The organism is Amycolatopsis sp. NPDC045836, from assembly GCF_056431745.1.
Genome location: NZ_JBWKKF010000018.1, coordinates 124659 through 141370, shown reverse-complemented (window position 1 = coordinate 141370; position 16712 = coordinate 124659). Strand labels below are relative to the sequence as shown.

Here is a 16712-nt window from a genome sequence, read left to right as displayed (position 1 = left end):
GGGTCAAGGGGCGTCGCCGTGCCAGGAGTGCCAGAGGGTGGAGTAGGGGCCACCGGCGTCGACCAGGGTGTGGTGGGTGCCCAGTTCGGTGATCCGGCCGTCGGCCACCACGGCGATCCGGTCGGCGTCGTGGGCGGTGTGGAGGCGGTGGGCGATGGCCACCACCGTGCGCCCCTCGAGCACCGCGGCGACCGAGCGTTCCACGTTCCGCGCGGTGCGCGGGTCCAGCAGGGCCGTGGCCTCGTCCAGGACGACGGTGTGCGGGTCCGCCAGCACCACCCGCGCCAGCGCCAGCTGCTGCGCCTGCGGCGCGTCCAGTCGTGCGTCCCGGGTGTCCAAACCGGACGGGAGCGAGCGCACCCAGCCCGCGTCGACCACGTCGAGGGCGGCGAGCAGCCGCGCGTCCGAGGCGTCCGGGGCGGCGATGGTCAGGTTGTCCCGGATGGTGCCGAGGAACACGTGGTGCTCCTGGGAAACCAGCACCACCCGCTCCCGCAGCACCTCCGGCGCCAGCTCCGCCACCGGCACCCCGCCCACGGTCACCGAACCCGAACCCGGCGCCGCCAGACCGGCCAGCAGCCTGCCCAAAGTGGACTTCCCCGCCCCGGACGGGCCGACCAGCGCGAGCCGTTCGCCGGGGCGCACGGTCAGGTCGACCCCGTGCAGCACATCCCCGCCCGGACCGTACGAATACCGCACGTCGCGGACCACCAGCCGGTCGTCGGCGGGGACCTCGGTGGTGGGTGCCCGCTCCGGCACCGCCTTGCCGACGCCCTTCAGCCGCGCGAACGACGCGCTGCTGCGCTGCAGCTGGTCCAGCCAGTCCAGCAGGAAGTCCATCGGCTCGGTCAGCTGCCAGGCGTAGAGCACCGCCGAGATCGCCGCGCCGAGGGTGACCAGGTCGTTCGCCACGAAGACACCGCCGGCCAGCAGCATCACCGCGGCGGGCAGCGCGTAGACCAGATCCACCACCGGGTACAGCACCGACCGCAGGAACAGCGTCCGCACCCGCGCCGCGTACGCCACGCGCACCCGGGCGTCCGTCGCCTCGACCTGGCGCCGCGCCAGCCCGAACGCCTCGACCGTGCGGGCGCCTTCCGCGGTTTCGACCAGGCTGTCGGACATCTCCGAAAGCGTTTGCCCCTCGTGCAGGTACGCCGTCCTGGCGCGCCGCAGGTACCAGCGGCTGATCAGCACCAGCAGCGGCAACCCGACCAGCGAGCACAGCCCGAACAGCGGGTCCAGCAGGAAGAGGGCGCCGAAGACGAAGGTCAGCTGCACCGAGGAGATGAACAGCGTCGGCGCCGCGTCGCGCAGGGTGACGCCCACCGTCGACACGTCCGCGGCACCCCTGGCCATCAGGTCACCGGTGCCGGTCCGCTCGACCACCGGCGCGGGCAGCGCCAGCGTGTCGTCGACGAACTCCTCCCGCAGCCGCGCCAGCGTCCGCTCGCCGAAGCGGTGCCCGGCGTTGCGGGCGAACCGGGTGAGCAGCACCTGCGCCACCGCGCAGCCGATGATGGCCGCCGCCATCCAGTCCACCGCGGACACCGTGGCGGTGCCCGCGCCGACCCGGTCCACGATCCGGCCGACCAGCCACGGGGCGGCCAGCCCGGCCAGCGCGGCGAGCCCGTTGAGCAGCAGCACCAGCAGGACCGCCCGGCGGTCGGCGCGGACCAGCCGCCAGGTCGCCCGCCGGACCTCGGGTGCGGTGGCCACCGGCAGGCTCATCGCGCCACCTCCTCTTCGGCACCGCGGTAGACCAGCTCGCGGTACCGCGGTTCGGTCTTCAGCAGGCTCGCGTGCGTACCGGTGGCGGCGACGCGGCCATCGGCCAGGAAGGCGACCAGGTCGGCCTGCCCCGCCTGCAACGGCGACGTGGTGGCCACCACGGTGGTCCGCCCGGCGCGGAACTCCCGCAGCCGGGCGGCGATCAGGGCCTCGGTCGGCGCGTCCACCGCGGACGCCGGCTCGACCAGCAGCAGCACCTCCGGATCGGCCAGCAGCGCCCTGGCCAGCCGCAGCCGCTGCTGCTGCCCGCCGGACAGGTTGGCCCCGCGGGCCGCCAGGCGTGAATCGAGGCCGTCCGGCAGACCGGCGACCACGTCCTCGGCGGCCGCGGCGTGGACCGCCGCGGCGAGCGCCGCGTCGTCGTGCTCCGGGCGGGTGGCCACGGCTTCGCGCACCGAACCGGCGAACAGGTGCTCCTCGTTGCGCGCGACCAGGATGCGGTCGCGGACCTCGTCGAGCCGGACCTCGGCCAGCGGCACCTCACCCCAGGTCACCGCCGATCGGGTGTACCGGCCGAGCCGGTCGAGCGCCGCGGCCGACTCGGCGGGCGTGGCGGACACCACGGCCAGCAGCACCCCGGGCGGCACCACCAGCCCGGACTCCGGATCGGCCAGGTCCGCCGGGCCGTCCGGCCCCGGCCGCCACCCGCCGGCGTCCTCTGGCTCGATCCGCAGCAGCGCGGTGACCCGGCCCGCCGCGACCAGCCCCCTGGTCACCTGGTCGCTGCCCTCGATCAGGAAGAACATCGGGATCACCATCGCGGCCACGTAGCCGTAGACGGCGACCATCTCCCCGATGGAGATCTCCCCGGCGGCGGTCATCCGCGCGGTCAGCCAGGTGACCACGGCGAGGAACACCACCGGCATGCCGGTGGTCAGCGCCTTGACCCAGCTGGTCACCGCGCCGACGCGGTACCCGTCCTCCCGCAGCAGCCGCGACGAGTCGTGGAACCGGCGGGAGAACTGCTCGCTGCCGCCGATGCCGCGCAGCACCCGCAGCCCGCCGACGATGTCACCGACCTGCGCGGTCAGCTCACCCTGCCGCTCGCGGTACTCGGCCTCGCTGCGCTGCAGCCGCTTGAGCAGGGGCACGATGGTGACCGCCAGCGCGGGCACGCCGATCAGCACCACCAGCGCCAGCAACGGCGACACCTCCAGCAGCAGCACGGTCACCGCGGCGAAGGCGAACAACGCCCCCACCCCGGGGCCGACCACCGTCAGGCTGGTGGAGATGGTGCTGATGTCGGCCGCGCCGATGTGCGCCACCTCGCCGGCGGACACCCGGCTGGGCAGCGTCGCGCCGAGCCGGGTCACGTGCCGGGCCACCACCCGCACGGTGCGCAACGCGGCGTCGACCCGGACGAAGGTCATCGTGCGGTGCCGCAGCAGGCCGACCAGCGCGTTGAACAGCGCGGCCGCCAGCACCGCCGCGGTCCAGGCGGCCAGCGTGGCGAAGTCGCCGGTGCGCAGGCCGTTGTCGATGGCCCGCGAGCTGAGGTAGGGCGGCAGCATCGTGCTGACCATCCACACGCTGCCGTAGAGCGAGCCGCGCACCGCCCGCCACGGCTGGCTGCGCACCAGCCACCAGAGGTAGCGGACGGCACCGCGGCTGTCCGGGGTGCCGGGGCCTATTTCCGCCATTCGGACCGGTCCAGCGAGTATTCGACCTCACCGTGTTCCGAACCGTCGATCGGCTCGGGCCAGTCGCCGAAGAACGTGCGCACGTGACGCAGCCCGGCCTTCTCCAGCACCCGCCGGGAGCCGGTGTTGACCGCCATCGTGACCGCGAAGACGCGCTTCGCGCCGAGTTCGGTGAACGCCTTTTCGACCAGGGCGAGCGCGCCCTCGGTGGCATACCCCCTGCCCCAGGCGGCCCGGCGCAGGCGGTAACCCAGCTCCGGCTCGTCGGCCGGGCCGTCGAAGTCGGGGCGGAGGTGGAACCAGCCGGCGAAGGCGCCGGTCGCCTTCTCGTGCGCGGCGAAGAAACCGTAGCCGGGGAAGCGTCGCGCGTACTCCAGCATCCGCGGCAGGACTTCGTGCTCCGCTCGCTCGCGCGAGGTCGGCGCGCCGCCGGTGAGGTAACGCATCACCGCCGGGTCGGAATCCAGGTCGACGATCAGACCGGCGTCGGCCGGGGTGATCGGCCGCAGGCCCAGGCGCTCGGTTTCCAGGTGGGTGTCCGCCGCGTTCATGTCTGCCGAACCTAGCGATCGCCGGGCGGTGACGCCCCCGATTTATTCGGTTACGCTGACCGGGCCGCCAGACATCCACCGAACCGCCGCCCCGTTCGAAATGGAAGGTCGGAGATGTCGAGAAAACGCGCCCTGGCGGGCGTCGCGATCCTGTGCGCGCTCTGGTCCACCCTGCTCGCCCCCGCAGCCAGTGCCCAGGTCGACGGCGGCGGCTGGACCTCGTACTCGCCCTCGTTCAACGAGCAGGAACGCGGCTGCGGTCAGATCAGCGGCCTGACGTTCACGCTCACCTGCGCCACCGGCAGCGGTGACCAGCGGGCCGAACGCCGCTACGCCACCTACACCGGCGGCACCCGCCAGTTCGAGGGCAGCTTCCGGATCAGCAGCCTCGGTGGCACCCGGATCAGCCTGAAGCAGACCTTCCAGGACCCGTCCGGGCCGTTCTTCATGCTGGCGGTGGAACGCGGTGGCCGGCTCTACGCCGTGCACGGCGGCGACACCGTGGCCACCGGCGCGACGGTGGGCACCACGGTCCGGGTCAACACCGTCCACCAGCCGGGGAACAACCACAGGACTTACCTCAACGGGTCGCTGAAGCACACCGTGTCCAGCCCCGGCGGCAGCTTCTACGACAAGTTCGGCGCCTACCGGACCAACAGCGGCGCCGGTCCGGCGACCGTGGTCTGGAGCGGGATCAAGTTCTGGCGCAGGTGATCCGGTCCACCGCCGTCCCGGCCCGGCGCCGGGGCGGCCCCTCCCGCTGAGGACTGCTCATGCGCAAAGCTGTTCTGCTGCTGTCCGTGTTGCTGCTCGCCGGTTGCGCGCCTGGTTTACGGGCCACGCTGGACGGCACCAACGACGTGGTGCTCGACTGGCCGGCTGCCGAACCCGGTGCCGCGGGCCGGGTGCTGGAGTTCGCCACCGAACCCGGCGGTCCGTTCACCGTGCTGCAGTTCATGCCGCCGGGGCAGACCCGGTACACCCACCCGGACCTCATTCCGCACACCCACTTCTTCTACCGCCTGCGGTCCTATGCCGGGCCGGTGTCGGATTCCGTCGAGGTGGTGCTGCCGCCCGGTGAGTTCGACGAAGCGGCTCAGGCGCTGAACCACGACTGGGCCAACCCGGTGAGCACTCCGCAGGACGGCGTCACGCAGCGTTCCGTGCGTGACGCCGCGCCCACTGATTTCCGGGCCATCGTGCGGCACGCCAACGGCATCCAGTTCACCTGGACCGACCACGCCACCGACGAGGAGGGCTACCTGCTGGAACTGCGGACCACCGGCGACTACCGGGTGGCCGCCGTACTCGACCCGAACGTCACCTCGGCGGGCCTGATCACCCTGCCCGAGGAGAAGACGGCGACCTATCGTGTGCGGGCCTTCAGTTACGGGCCGCCGTCCCCGGGCGCCGATGTGCGGACCGGCCAGGAGGACTGACCACCTTCCGGTGGCCGTGGCGAGTGGCCACGGTTGAACACGTGGTCACGCGGCAGACTCGTGTGGTTGGTCGGCGGCTTGTCGCGTCAAGCCGTTTGGAGGGCTTCCAGGATTTGCTCGCCGTATTTGGCGAGTTTGTTCTCCCCGACACCGCTCACCTGGCCCAACTCCTCCAGAGAAGTCGGTTTCCGGGTGGCGATTTCCTGCAGGGTCTTGTCGTGGAAGATGACGTAGGCGGGGACGCCCTGTTCCTTCGCGGTAGCGGCACGCCACGAGCGCAGCAGGTCGAACAGCGGCTTCGCCTCGGCGGGCAGGTCGGCCTGTTCCCGTTTGGCCTTGGCCACCTTCGCCGCCTTGGCCACGCGTTCCGGCTCCCGGCGCAACCGCACCTCTCGGCGGCGGCCGAGCACCTCGCCGCTTTCCTCGGTCAGGACCAGCGTGCCGTAGTCACCTTCGACGGCGAGCAGGCGTTGCGCCAGCAGCTGCCGCACCACGCCGCGCCATTCGGCCTCGGCCAGTTCGGTGCCGATGCCGAACACGGTCAGCGAATCGTGGTCGTGCTGGATGACCTTCGCCGTCTTGCGGCCGAGCAGGATGTCGATCAGCTGCCCGGCACCGAACTTCTGGCGCCGCTCGTGCTGCAACCGGTACACGGTGGACAGCAGCTTCTGCGCGGGCACCGTGCCGTCCCAGGATTCCGGCGGGGTCAGGCAGGTGTCGCAGTTGCCGCACGGATCGCTCTTCTGCCCGAAGTAGGCGAGCAGCTGCACCCGGCGGCATTCGACCGTCTCGCACAGCGCCAGCATCGCGTCGAGGTGCGAGCCGAGGCGGCGACGGTGCGCGTCGTCGCCTTCGGAGGTGTCGATCATCTTGCGCTGCTGCACCACGTCCTGCAGGCCGTAGGCGAGCCAGGCGGTGGACGGCAGGCCGTCACGACCGGCGCGCCCGGTCTCCTGGTAGTAGCCCTCCACGGACTTCGGCAGGTCGAGGTGGGCGACGAAGCGCACGTCCGGCTTGTCGATGCCCATGCCGAAGGCGATCGTGGCGACCACGATCAGCCCCTCCTCGCGCAGGAACCGCGCCTGGTTCTCGGCACGCGTGCGCGCGTCCAGCCCGGCGTGGTACGGCACCGCGCGGAAACCGTTGGCGGACAGGAACTCCGCGGTCTTCTCCACCGAGTTGCGGGACAGGCAGTAGACGATGCCCGCGTCACCGTTGTGCTCGGTGCGCAGCAGCTCCAGCAACTGCCGCTTCGGCTCGTTCTTCGGCACGATCCGGTACTGGATGTTCGGCCGGTCGAAGCTGGCCACGAAGTGCCGTGCGCCACCGAGGTTGAGCCGGGAGGCGATCTCCTGGTGGGTGGCCTCGGTGGCGGTGGCGGTCAGCGCGATGCGCGGCACGTCCGGCCAGCGCTCGTGCAGCTGCGACAACATCAGGTAGTCGGGCCGGAAGTCGTGGCCCCACTGCGCGACGCAGTGCGCCTCGTCGATGGCGAACAGCGAGATCCTGCCGCGGTTGAGCAGGTTGACCGTGGACTCGACCTTCAGCCGCTCCGGGGCGAGGTAGAGCAGGTCCAGCTCACCGGCGACGAACTCGGCCTCGACCAGCCTGCGTTCCTCGAAGTCCTGGGTGGAGTTGAGGAAGCCCGCGCGCACGCCGAGCGCCCGCAGCGCGTCGACCTGGTCCTGCATCAGCGCGATCAGCGGCGAGATGACCACGCCGACGCCGTCGCGGACCAGCGCCGGGATCTGGTAGCACAGCGACTTGCCGCCACCGGTCGGCATCAGCACCAGCGCGTCGCCGCCGCCGGTGACCTGCTCGATGATCTCCTGCTGCTGGCCGCGGAAGGAGTCGTAGCCGAAGATCCGGCGCAGGACCTCGGCGGGTTCGCTCACGGAGAGTCCGGATGCGGTCATGGGGCGATCCTAGGGGTGCGGTGGCGGGCTGACCCGACCTGCCTACCACCCCACCCCGTCAGAAACCGCTCAGGTGCGGGCGGCGCGCAGCGGGGCGCCGACCTCGTGCAGGTGCTCCAGCACGTACCGGTACGACCGCAGCAGCCCGCACTGGGCGTACGGGATGCCCCGGTCCAGGCAGAACTGCCGCACGATCGGCTGCGCGCGGCGCAGGTTCGGCCGCGGCATGTGCGGGAACAGGTGGTGCTCGATCTGGTAGTTCAGCCCGCCGAGGGCCAGGTCCACCCAGAACCCGCCGCGGACGTTGCGCGAGGTGAGCACCTGCTTGCGCAGGAAGTCCCGCGACTCCTCCTCGGTGGGGTTCGGCATGCCCTTGTGGTTCGGCGCGAACGAGCAGCCCATGTACACGCCCCACAGCCCCTGGTGCACCACCAGGAACACCACCGCGATACCGGGGGAGAGCACCAGGAACACCGCGGTGAGGTAGACCGCGAAGTGCAGCGCCAGCAGTGCGCCGTCGATCTTGCGCGAGCGGACCTCGCCGGTCCAGATGGCGCGCGCGCTGGCCACGTGCAGGTTCAGGCCCTCCAGCAGGAGCAGCGGGAAGAACAGGTACGCCTGGTGCTTGGCCATCCAGCGCAGGAAGCCGGTCTTCAGCCGCGCCTGGTTCTCGGTGAAGGCGAGGGCGTCGATGTTGACGTCGGGGTCGTCGTGCTCGTGGTTCGGGTTCGCGTGGTGGCGGTTGTGCCCCTTGTTCCACCAGCCGTAGCTCATCCCGATCAGCCCGCCGTGCAGGCGCCCGACGAGGTTGTTCGGGCGGCCGCGGCGGAAGATCTGCTTGTGCCCGGCGTCGTGGCCGATGAAGGCCAGCTGGGCGAACACGATCGCCAGGAAGGCGGCCACGAACAGCTGCCACCAGGAGTCGCCGATGTGCGCGAAGGCCACCCACGCCCCGGCCAGCGCCAGCAGCGTGAGGCCCATTTTGACGGCGTAGTAAGCGCGACGGCGCTCCAGCAGGCCGGCGTTGCGGATCAGCTTCGACAACGCCGCGTAGTCGCCGAGGGTGTGCTGTTGTTCGAGTGAGGTCGGCATGGCCGGCGCTCCCGTTCCCGGCCCCGTCCGGGCCGGTTGTCTCCGCCGAAGACGAAACCGGTTCGGCTACCGGAGTGCGACAAGCCCTCAACTACTTCCGACTGTACCCGCCGCGGTTACCGGTGGATGGTCGGCGGGTGGAAGTCTTTGCCGGAAATTCGCTTGTCGCGGGGTCGTTCCGCTGGTCACAGTGGGTGGCAGGGGAAACGAGGAGGGCATCGTGCGCGAATACGAGTTCGTCAGGATGGGCGGCGAGAGCACGTTCGCCGCGCTGGTGCTGCCCGAGGGGGAGCGGTCCGAGTCGGCGGTGGTGGTCTACCGCCGCGGGGTGCGGGTGTGCGAGTTCGAGGTGCCCGGCGAGGACACCGGCGAACTGGCCTCCTGAGCGCACCCGGCCGCGGCCCAGGCGCAGCTGACCCGCCTGGGCGGGCACCTCGTGGGCGAAGGCGGCGGGGAACCGACCACGATGATCGGTCGCCCACTGGCGCGGCCGGCGGAGCTTCGTGGCCGGTCCGGTCCGGGGACCCGCCGCGACGCTGACCCACGCGAGCAAACCGCACCCATCGCGTCAAATGAGTTGGCGGCCCGCGCGGCGCTTGCTAACTTGGCCGGGTGAGCTGATCCGACACCCCCTTCGCCGCGCCGCTTCCGCGCGTGCCGTTTCCCGGGTAGCCCTCGCGGCTCGTCTTTTCCGGCCTCCGTGCCGTGCGTTCCACCAGGACGAGGAGGTTTCCTCATGCGTGCCCAGCAAACCAGCGAAGTCACTCCGGCGCCGGCGAACCGGCGCGAGCGCCGCGCCGCGCGGTCCGGGGGCAAGATCCCCGGCCGCGGCAGGTCCACCCCTGTCGTGCTGCCGCGCCAGTACGCCGTCCGCCGCCGCGGGTGACCCCATGGCCGTGGCGGGCCCGGTGCCCGCCACGGCCCCTTTTCTCTCACCTGGTCGCCGCCGGTCGGACCACGATCTCGTTGACGTCCACTTCGGACGGTTGTGCGACGGCGAAGCCGATCGCGTCGGCGATGGCGGAGGCCGGTAGCGCGATCTTGCGGTATTCGCGCATGCCCGCGGCCGCTTCCGGATCGGTGATGCTGTCAGCCAGCTCCGATTCGGTGACCCCCGGCGAGATCACGCTCACCCGCACGTCACCGCCCGATTCCTGGCGCAGGCCCTCGGAAATCGCGCGCACCGCGTACTTCGTGGCGCAGTAGACGGCCGCGGTCGGCACCACCTCGTGCGCCCCGATCGAGGCGATGTTGACGAACTGGCCGTACCCCTGCGCCCGCATCAGCGGCAACGCCGCGGCGATGCCGTGCAGCACACCGCGGATGTTCACGTCGATCATGCGATCCCACTCGCCGACCAGTCCGGCGTCCAGGTTGGACAGCGGCATCACGCCGGCGTTGTTCACCACCACGTCGATCCGGCCGAACCGCTCCTGCGCGAAGGCGACGAAGGCGCGGAAGTCGTCGGCGTCGGTGACGTCCAGTTCCCGGTATTCGGCTGATCCGCCGGCTTCGCGGATGCGCGTGGCGAGGTCGGCCAGCCGATCGGCTCGGCGGGCTCCCAGCACCACCTGGTGCCCTTCGGCCGCCAGCCGCTGGGCCGCGGCGTGCCCGATTCCGCTGCTCGCTCCGGTGATCAACACGATCTTGTTGGCTTTGCTGTTCATGTTCCCGAGTCTGGGCCCGCTCGAGCCCGCTGGGCAGGACGCGGTTCTCCTGGGTGCGGCACACCCGGTTTCGGCGGTCAGCCCGGCCAGACGAACAGGCTGACCGGGGTCGACGCCAGTGCCGTGGTCACGGCCAGCGCGAACCAGCGGGCGGGCAGCAGCCGCCGGCGCCGCGGTTCGGCGATGCGGTCCAGCCGGGCGGCGATGTCCCCGTCGAGCCCCAGCGTGCCGGCGGGGGCGGTGAACCCGCCTTCGTGGAACCGCCGCAGCGCGGCCTGCAGGCAGCCCGGGGTGTGCGCCCGGCACGCCCGGTCGTCGGCGCGCATCTCCAGCAGCAGCGCCACGGCGGCGGAGACCTCCCTGGCGTACCGCGAGTTCGGCAGCACCCGGCGCAACGCGGTGAACGGCACCAGCACCAGGTCGTGCCGCTCGCGGGCGTGCGCGCGCTCGTGGCCGAGCACCGCGGCCAGCTGCCCGGCGTCCAGCAGGGCCAGCGTGCCCGAGCTGACCACGATCCGCGGCCGCAGCCCCGGCACGCAGTAGGCCATCGGCGCCGGGTGGTCCACCACCACGGCACCCGGCGCGGCCGGGTCCGCCCGCCCGAGCAGCGCCAGCAGGTCGCGCTGGCGGCGCCGCACCCGCAGCACACCCGCCGTGGACACCACCACCACGACCGGTACCAGCACCGCGGTGACCCCGGCGGCGGCCAGCCAGCCCAGGTGCGCCGCGGTCAGTTCACGCGGCAGGCCGGTGGCCAGCTCGGCGGTGAACTCACCCAGCGCCGGGAGCATCGGGCGGCCGTAGGGCGCCAGGCCCAGCGCGGCGAGCAGGCCGACCACGCACAGCACCCCGGTGGCCAGCAGCAGCTGCCAGGCCACCACGGCGGCGCCGGGGCTCTGGCTGCTCCAGCGCGCGCCCAGCAGCAGCGGCACGGTGAGCAGGCAGAGCACCAGCGTCACGGCCAGGTGCGCGACCGCGCTCATCCGGACTTCCGGTGCCGGTCCAGCGCCTGGCTGAGCGCTTCGGCCTCGGGATTGCTCACCGAACGGGCGAAGTGGGTCAGTGCCGCTTCGCGGTCGCCGGTGAGTTCGAGGGCGTCGAGCATGAGCTGGGCGACGTAGGCGTCGCGGCCGGCGGCCGGGCGGTAGGCCCAGGCGCGGCCGTCGCGCTCGCGGAGCACGAAACCCTTCTTCGCGAGCCGGTCGAGCACGGTCATCACGGTGGTGTAGGCCGGGTTGCGCTCGGCGAGGGCGTCGGCGACCGCACGCACCGTCACCGGCCCGGCGCCGTCCCCGCGATCCCACAGCACGTCCATCACCGCGCGTTCCAACTCGCCCAAACCGCCTGTTCCCGCCATGCGCCACATGGTAGGTCTATGCTCGGCCGCAGCTCACGGCACTGGAGGCAACATGGGCAAGCCGCTCCTGCTCGGCCTCGGCACCCTCACCGGTTACGCGCTGTGGACCCACGTGCGCCCGCTGGTGCTGCGCACCTCGATCGACATCGACGCGAGCGCCGACCGGGTGTGGCAGGTGCTGACCGACCTGCCCGCGTACCCGGAGTGGAACCCGTTCATCGTCGCCGCCGAGGGGCAGGCGGAGGTGGGCACGGTGCTGCGCCTGACCATGCGGGGCCCGAAGGGTGAGCGGGTGTTCACCCCGGACGTGCTGGCCGCCGACCCCGGCCGGGAGCTGCGCTGGCTCGGCAAGGCGGGCCGCGGCGGCTTGTTCACCGGCGAGCACCGGTTCTGCCTCGAACCGCTCGGACCCGGCCGGGTGCGCCTCGAGCACAGCGAGCGGTTCACCGGGGTGCTGGTGCCGCTGCTGCGCCGCGAACTGCTGACCGACACGCTGCCGCGGTTCGAGGCGATGAACCGGGCGCTGGCGGCCGAAGCCGAACTGTGACCCAGCTCTCACTCTGGCGTGCGTTTGGCCGCTCGCCGGAGTGGGTAATCCTCGCCCGGCTTCGTCCGAGCTGGGAGAGGTACCCGATGACCGAGAGTCGAGGCGCCGCGTCGCTGGAAATGATGTTCCGCGCCTGGCGGACCGAGATCGACCGGGAACCGTTGGCCGAGTGCCTGTCCAGTGCGGCGATCCTCGATCGGCTGCGCGAGCCCGCGGACACCGCTTGCCTGTCCGCGAACCCGCCTCGCCGATCGGGTGCCGTGGCCTGATTCAGTTCCCCGGTGGCTGCCGGCCGTTCTGGGGCCTGCCGCCCGGCAGCTGCGTGGTCCGCTCCGAGATGGTCTTCGCCGTGGCCGCGTCCCCGGTGGTCGCGGTGACGGTGACCGTGTCCCCGCCGGTGATGTCGGCGGCGCTGCCCTGGCGGCCGAACGTGGTGCCGGCGTCGATGGTGTAGGTCTTCGTGAAGCCGTCCTCGCTCTTCACCGTGGCCGACGTGGCGCTGATCTCGGTCACCTCACCGGCCTGCATCGCCTCGGTGGTGTAACCGCCCTTGCCGTCGGAGACGGTGTACTCGCCGTGCAGCGCGGAGGCCAGCCCCTCGGGCAGGCGGATCACCGGGCCACCGCCGTCCATCATCATGCCGCCGCCGGGGCCGCCCTGCTCACTGGCCGAAGTGCCGCTGGCGGCGTAGACGGCGACGCCGCCGGTGGCCGCGATGCCGACCGCGACCGCTGCCGCGGCCGCGGTCTTCTTGCCCGACCAGCGCGCTCGGGGCGCCGGTGCGCCCCACTCCGGGGTGGGTTCGGCGGGCTGGGGATCGACGGGCTCGGTCATCTGGGTTCACTCCTCGTGGTTCCGATTCGGTCCCACGGTCGGGTGGTTCCCTGTGTGTCCGCTGTGCCCGGGCTTGGGGGTGGCTATGGACCCTCGGAGCAGAGCGCGCAGTGCTCCGTTGAGGGTGGTGGTGGGCGGCGGGCATTGGGGGAGTGCGCGTAGCGCTCGGTTGAGGGTGGTGGTGGGCGGCGGGCGGGCTCACAGGGGGTCCACAGGGCCAGCACAAGGAGTACCCAGCCCGCGGGCCCAGCTTGGTCGGCATGACAGCGACTCTGCCCGCGGACACCCGGCGCGCGCCGGTCGAGACGGACGGCCCGGCGCCGGTGCTCGACGTCGTGGTGCCCGTCTACAACGAAGAAACCGACCTCGGCCCGAGCGTGCGGCAACTGCACCGGTACCTGAGCCTGCGCTTCCCGTACCGGTTCCGGATCACCATCGCCGACAACGCCAGCACCGACCGCACCTGGGCGATCGCCGGGGAGTTGGCGGGCGAACTGGCCGAGGTGACCGCGGTCCGCCTGGAGCAGAAGGGCCGCGGGCGCGCCCTGCACACCGTGTGGCTGGCCTCCGACGCGCAGGTGCTGGCCTACACCGACGTCGACCTGTCCACCGACCTGGCCGCCCTGTCCCCGCTGGTGGCCGCCCTCATCTCCGGCCACTCCGACGTGGCGATCGGCAGCAGGCTGGCCCGCGGCGCCCGGGTGGTGCGCGGGGCGAAACGCGAAATCATCTCGCGTTGCTACAACCTGCTGCTGCGCGGCACCCTGTCGGCCCGGTTCTCCGACGCCCAGTGCGGGTTCAAGGCGATCCGCGCCGACGTGGCCCGCGAACTGCTGCCGCACGTGGCCGACACCGGCTGGTTCTTCGACACCGAACTGCTGGTGCTCGCCCAGCGCGCCGGCGCCCGCATCCACGAGGTCCCGGTGGACTGGGTGGACGACCCCGACAGCCGGGTGGACCTCGTCGCCACCGCGCTCGCCGACCTGCGCGGCATCGCCAGGCTCGCCCGCGCGCTGGCCACCGGCACGCTGCCGATCACCCGGCTGCGCGACCAGCTCAACCGCGCCCCGGCGCCGGTGGAGGCACCGGGGGTGCCGGGCGGGCTGGTCCGCCAGCTGGTCCGGTTCGCCGCGGTCGGGGTCGCCAGCACCCTGGCCTACCTGCTGCTGTTCGTGCTGCTGCGTGGTGGCGTCGGCCCGCAGGCGGCGAACTTCGCCGCGCTGGCGGTGACCGCGGTGGCGAACACCGCGGCCAACCGCAGGCTGACCTTCGGCGTGCGCGGGACCGCCGGGGCCGGGCGGCACCACCTCGAAGGCATGCTGGTGTTCCTGCTCGGCCTCGGCCTGACCAGCGGTTCGCTGGCCCTGCTGCACTCGGCCACCACCCCGTCGCAGCCGATCGAGCTGGCCGTGCTGGTGCTGGCCAACCTCACCGCCACCGTGCTGCGCTTCCTGCTGCTGCGCGGCTGGGTGTTCAACCCCCGCCGGAACCGATCGGAGTCCCAGTGACCGCCACCCTGACCGCTCCCGCCGCCGCGGTGCCCACATCGGACACCGCGGCGCCCGCCCGCTGGGTCCGCCCCGCCTTCTGGGGGCTGCTGCTGGCCACCGCCGTGCTCTACCTGTGGAACCTCGGGGCGTCCGGCTGGGCGAACGCCTTCTACGCCGAGGCCGCGCAGGCCGGTTCGATGGACTGGACGGCGTGGTTCTTCGGCTCGCTCGACCCCGGCAACACGATCACCGTGGACAAACCACCCGCCGCGCTGTGGCTGATGGGCCTGTCCGGACGCGTGTTCGGCTTCTCCGGCTGGAGCATGCTGGTGCCGCAGGCGCTGCTCGGCGTCGGCTCGGTGGCGTTGCTCCACGCGGCGGTCCGCCGGTGGTCCGGGCCGGTGGCCGGGCTGCTCGCGGGGGCCGCGCTCGCGGTGACCCCGGTGGCGGCGCTGATGTTCCGGTTCAACAACCCGGACGCGCTGCTGACCTTCCTGCTGGTGCTCGGCGCCTACTGCGTGGTGCGGGCACTGGAACAGGCGTCGCCGAAGTGGCTGGCCTTCGCCGGGGTGGCGATCGGGTTCGGCTTCCTGGCCAAGATGCTGCAGGCGTTCCTGGTGCTGCCCGCGTTCGGGCTGGTGTACCTGATCGCCGCGCCGGCCGGGCTGGGCAGGCGGCTGCTGCACCTGCTCGGCGCCGCGGTCGCGGTGGTGGTTTCGGCCGGCTGGTACATCGCGGTCGCCGACCTGTGGCCTGCCGCCTCCCGGCCGTACATCGGCGGGTCCGCCGACAACACCGTGCTCGACCTGGCGCTGGGGTACAACGGTCTCGGCCGCATCTTCGGCGGTTCGGGCAACGGCGGCGGCATGGGCGGCGGCGGTGGCGGCAACGTCGGTTTCGGCGGGGAGACCGGCCTCGGCCGCATGTTCGGCGACAGCTTCGGCACCGAGATCTCCTGGCTGCTGCCCGCCGCGCTGCTCGGCCTGCTCGCCGGGCTGTGGTTCACCCGCGGCCGCCCGCGCACCGATCGCCCGCGGGCCGCGCTGGTGCTATGGGGTGGCTGGCTGGTGGTGACCGCGCTGGTGTTCAGCTACATGCAGGGCACCGTGCACCCGTACTACGCGGTGGCGCTGGCCCCGGCGATCACCGCGCTGGCCGCCATCGCCGGGCGGGAGCTGTGGCGCGGCCGGGCGCACCTGGCGCCGCGGTTGTTCCTCTCCGCGATGGTCGCGGTGACCGCGGTGTGGGACTACATCCTGCTCGACCGGATCTCCGCCTGGCACCCGGCGATCCGCTGGAGCGTGCTGGTGCTCGGCATCCTGGTGGCCACCGCGATCGCCGTCGGCGTGCAAGAGTTCCGGCGGGTGGCGCGCGCGGTGGCGGTGGCGGCGGTGGCCGTCGGGCTGACCGGCACGCTGGTGTTCGCCGTGGCCACCGCGGCGGTGCCGCACAACGGGTCGATCCCGGTGTCCGGGCCGTCGACCGGGCTGGGGACGGGCATGGGCATGCCGGAGGGCGAGGCCCCGTCGGCGGAGCTGGCGGCGTTGCTGGAGGCGAGCACCGAGCAGTGGGCCGCGGCGAGCAGCGGCACGCGGGGTGCCGCCCCGCTGCAGCTGGCCACCGGGAAGTCGGTGCTGCCGATCGGCGGGTTCAACGGCGGTGACCCGGCGCCGACGCCGGCGCAGTTCCAGCAGTACGTGGCGGAGGGCAGGATCGGCTACTACGTCGGCGAAGGCGGTGGTGGGATGCGCTTCGGCCCCGGTGGGGGCGGCAGTGAGATCGCCGGGTGGGTGCAGGCGAACTTCACCGCCACCACCGTCGGCGGGCAAACCGTGTACGACCTCACCCCGTAGGATGCGGGCCATGGGGACCGAACGGATCAGCCCGCCGATGCGCGGGACCGAGCGCGAAACGCTGCGCGCCCACTTGGACTTCCACCGCGCGACACTGGAGATGAAGTGCGCCGGGCTGTCCACAGAGGAGCTGCGGCGGCAGTCGAGCCCGCCTTCGACGCTCTCGCTGCTCGGCCTGGTCCGGCACCTGGCCGAAGTGGAGCGGAACTGGTTCCGGCGGGTGATCAACCAGGAGACCGACCTGCCGCTGGTGTGGTCGCCCGACTTCGACTTCCAGGCCGCCTACGACGCCTCGAACGCCACCCGTGAGGAGGCGTTCGAGGCGTGGCGGACCGAGGTCGAGCACGCCCGCCGCATCGAGCGGGAAGCGGGATCGCTGGACGTGACCGGGCACGCCGCCCGCTGGGGCGAGGACGTTTCGCTGCGCACGGTGATGCTGCACCTGATCCACGAATACGCCCGGCACAACGGCCACGCCGACTTCCTGCGCGAAGCCATCGACGGTGAGGTCGGCGCTTGACTGGTTGACCACCAC

General features: G+C 72.3%; 18 protein-coding genes. 9 read left to right on the top strand and 9 right to left on the bottom strand.

Features of this window, described 5'->3' with window-relative positions; translation table 11 throughout:
• Positions 1-3 precede the first annotated feature (3 nt).
• Genes AC07EG_RS30570 through AC07EG_RS30560 form a run of 3 tightly spaced genes read right to left on the bottom strand, consistent with a single transcriptional unit; the run spans position 4 to position 3982 of the window.
• Complete coding sequence (locus AC07EG_RS30570) at positions 4-1731, bottom strand: ABC transporter ATP-binding protein (RefSeq protein ID WP_478256683.1); 1728 nt, start codon at positions 1729-1731, stop codon at positions 4-6.
• Positions 1728-3431 carry an ABC transporter transmembrane domain-containing protein gene (locus tag AC07EG_RS30565; RefSeq protein ID WP_478256682.1) on the bottom strand — a complete coding sequence of 568 codons (1704 nt, stop codon included), beginning with the start codon at positions 3429-3431 and terminating at the stop codon, positions 1728-1730. Before AC07EG_RS30565 ends, AC07EG_RS30570 begins: the two co-directional genes overlap by 4 nt.
• The gene (locus tag AC07EG_RS30560; protein ID WP_478256681.1) at positions 3419-3982 is read right to left on the bottom strand and encodes a GNAT family N-acetyltransferase; all 564 of its coding nucleotides are present in this window, start codon (positions 3980-3982) and stop codon (positions 3419-3421) included. Before AC07EG_RS30560 ends, AC07EG_RS30565 begins: the two co-directional genes overlap by 13 nt.
• 114 nt (positions 3983-4096) lie before the next feature.
• Here AC07EG_RS30560 and AC07EG_RS30555 point away from each other — a divergent pair, with 114 nt between their 5' ends.
• Positions 4097-4696 carry a hypothetical protein gene (locus AC07EG_RS30555; protein ID WP_478256680.1) on the top strand — a complete coding sequence of 200 codons (600 nt, stop codon included), beginning with the start codon at positions 4097-4099 and terminating at the stop codon, positions 4694-4696.
• A gap of 59 nt (positions 4697-4755) precedes the next feature.
• Positions 4756-5421 carry a fibronectin type III domain-containing protein gene (locus AC07EG_RS30550; RefSeq protein ID WP_478256679.1) on the top strand — a complete coding sequence of 222 codons (666 nt, stop codon included), beginning with the start codon at positions 4756-4758 and terminating at the stop codon, positions 5419-5421.
• An 86-nt stretch (positions 5422-5507) separates the two neighbouring features.
• Here the strand turns inward: AC07EG_RS30550 and recQ are convergent, their stop codons facing one another.
• Positions 5508-7337, bottom strand: a complete 1830-nt coding sequence (recQ, locus tag AC07EG_RS30545; protein WP_478256678.1) for a DNA helicase RecQ — start codon at positions 7335-7337, stop codon at positions 5508-5510.
• A gap of 69 nt (positions 7338-7406) precedes the next feature.
• Entirely contained in the window at positions 7407-8429 is a 1023-nt protein-coding gene (locus AC07EG_RS30540) for a fatty acid desaturase family protein (protein ID WP_478256677.1), read from the bottom strand.
• Between the two features lie 220 nt (positions 8430-8649).
• Here AC07EG_RS30540 and AC07EG_RS30535 point away from each other — a divergent pair, with 220 nt between their 5' ends.
• Together AC07EG_RS30535 and AC07EG_RS30530 are read left to right on the top strand one after the other, a co-directional pair.
• Complete coding sequence (locus AC07EG_RS30535; protein ID WP_478256676.1) at positions 8650-8814, top strand: hypothetical protein; 165 nt, start codon at positions 8650-8652, stop codon at positions 8812-8814.
• 351 nt (positions 8815-9165) lie between these two features.
• Complete coding sequence (locus tag AC07EG_RS30530; RefSeq protein ID WP_478256675.1) at positions 9166-9315, top strand: hypothetical protein; 150 nt, start codon at positions 9166-9168, stop codon at positions 9313-9315.
• A 46-nt stretch (positions 9316-9361) separates the two neighbouring features.
• Here the strand turns inward: AC07EG_RS30530 and AC07EG_RS30525 are convergent, their stop codons facing one another.
• The 3 genes from AC07EG_RS30525 to AC07EG_RS30515 all read right to left on the bottom strand — a co-directional run bounded on the left by AC07EG_RS30525 (position 9362) and on the right by AC07EG_RS30515 (position 11453).
• The gene (locus tag AC07EG_RS30525) at positions 9362-10096 is read right to left on the bottom strand and encodes an SDR family oxidoreductase (RefSeq protein ID WP_478256674.1); all 735 of its coding nucleotides are present in this window, start codon (positions 10094-10096) and stop codon (positions 9362-9364) included.
• 77 nt (positions 10097-10173) lie between these two features.
• Complete coding sequence (locus AC07EG_RS30520) at positions 10174-11079, bottom strand: M56 family metallopeptidase (RefSeq protein ID WP_478256673.1); 906 nt, start codon at positions 11077-11079, stop codon at positions 10174-10176.
• Positions 11076-11453 carry a BlaI/MecI/CopY family transcriptional regulator gene (locus tag AC07EG_RS30515; protein ID WP_478256672.1) on the bottom strand — a complete coding sequence of 126 codons (378 nt, stop codon included), beginning with the start codon at positions 11451-11453 and terminating at the stop codon, positions 11076-11078. Before AC07EG_RS30515 ends, AC07EG_RS30520 begins: the two co-directional genes overlap by 4 nt.
• A 52-nt stretch (positions 11454-11505) precedes the next feature.
• Here AC07EG_RS30515 and AC07EG_RS30510 point away from each other — a divergent pair, with 52 nt between their 5' ends.
• Complete coding sequence (locus AC07EG_RS30510; protein ID WP_478256671.1) at positions 11506-12000, top strand: SRPBCC family protein; 495 nt, start codon at positions 11506-11508, stop codon at positions 11998-12000.
• 86 nt (positions 12001-12086) lie between these two features.
• Positions 12087-12269, top strand: coding sequence for a hypothetical protein (locus AC07EG_RS30505; RefSeq protein ID WP_478256670.1), 183 nt, complete (start codon positions 12087-12089; stop codon positions 12267-12269).
• A gap of 1 nt (position 12270) precedes the next feature.
• Here AC07EG_RS30505 and AC07EG_RS30500 read toward each other — a convergent pair whose 3' ends face one another.
• Positions 12271-12834: a hypothetical protein gene (locus tag AC07EG_RS30500; RefSeq protein WP_478256669.1), complete on the bottom strand. Its 564-nt coding sequence runs from the start codon at positions 12832-12834 to the stop codon at positions 12271-12273.
• Between the two features lie 260 nt (positions 12835-13094).
• Here AC07EG_RS30500 and AC07EG_RS30495 point away from each other — a divergent pair, with 260 nt between their 5' ends.
• From AC07EG_RS30495 to AC07EG_RS30485, 3 genes are read left to right on the top strand one after another with little or no spacing between them, the layout of a single operon-like run.
• A complete protein-coding gene (locus AC07EG_RS30495) occupies positions 13095-14342 on the top strand; it encodes a bifunctional glycosyltransferase family 2/GtrA family protein (protein WP_478256668.1) in 1248 nt (415 codons plus the stop codon).
• A complete protein-coding gene (locus AC07EG_RS30490; protein ID WP_478256667.1) occupies positions 14339-16177 on the top strand; it encodes an ArnT family glycosyltransferase in 1839 nt (612 codons plus the stop codon). The genes AC07EG_RS30495 and AC07EG_RS30490 overlap by 4 nt, the downstream gene beginning before the upstream one ends.
• A gap of 10 nt (positions 16178-16187) precedes the next feature.
• Positions 16188-16697, top strand: a complete 510-nt coding sequence (locus AC07EG_RS30485) for a DinB family protein (RefSeq protein WP_478256666.1) — start codon at positions 16188-16190, stop codon at positions 16695-16697.
• Positions 16698-16712 lie beyond the last annotated feature (15 nt).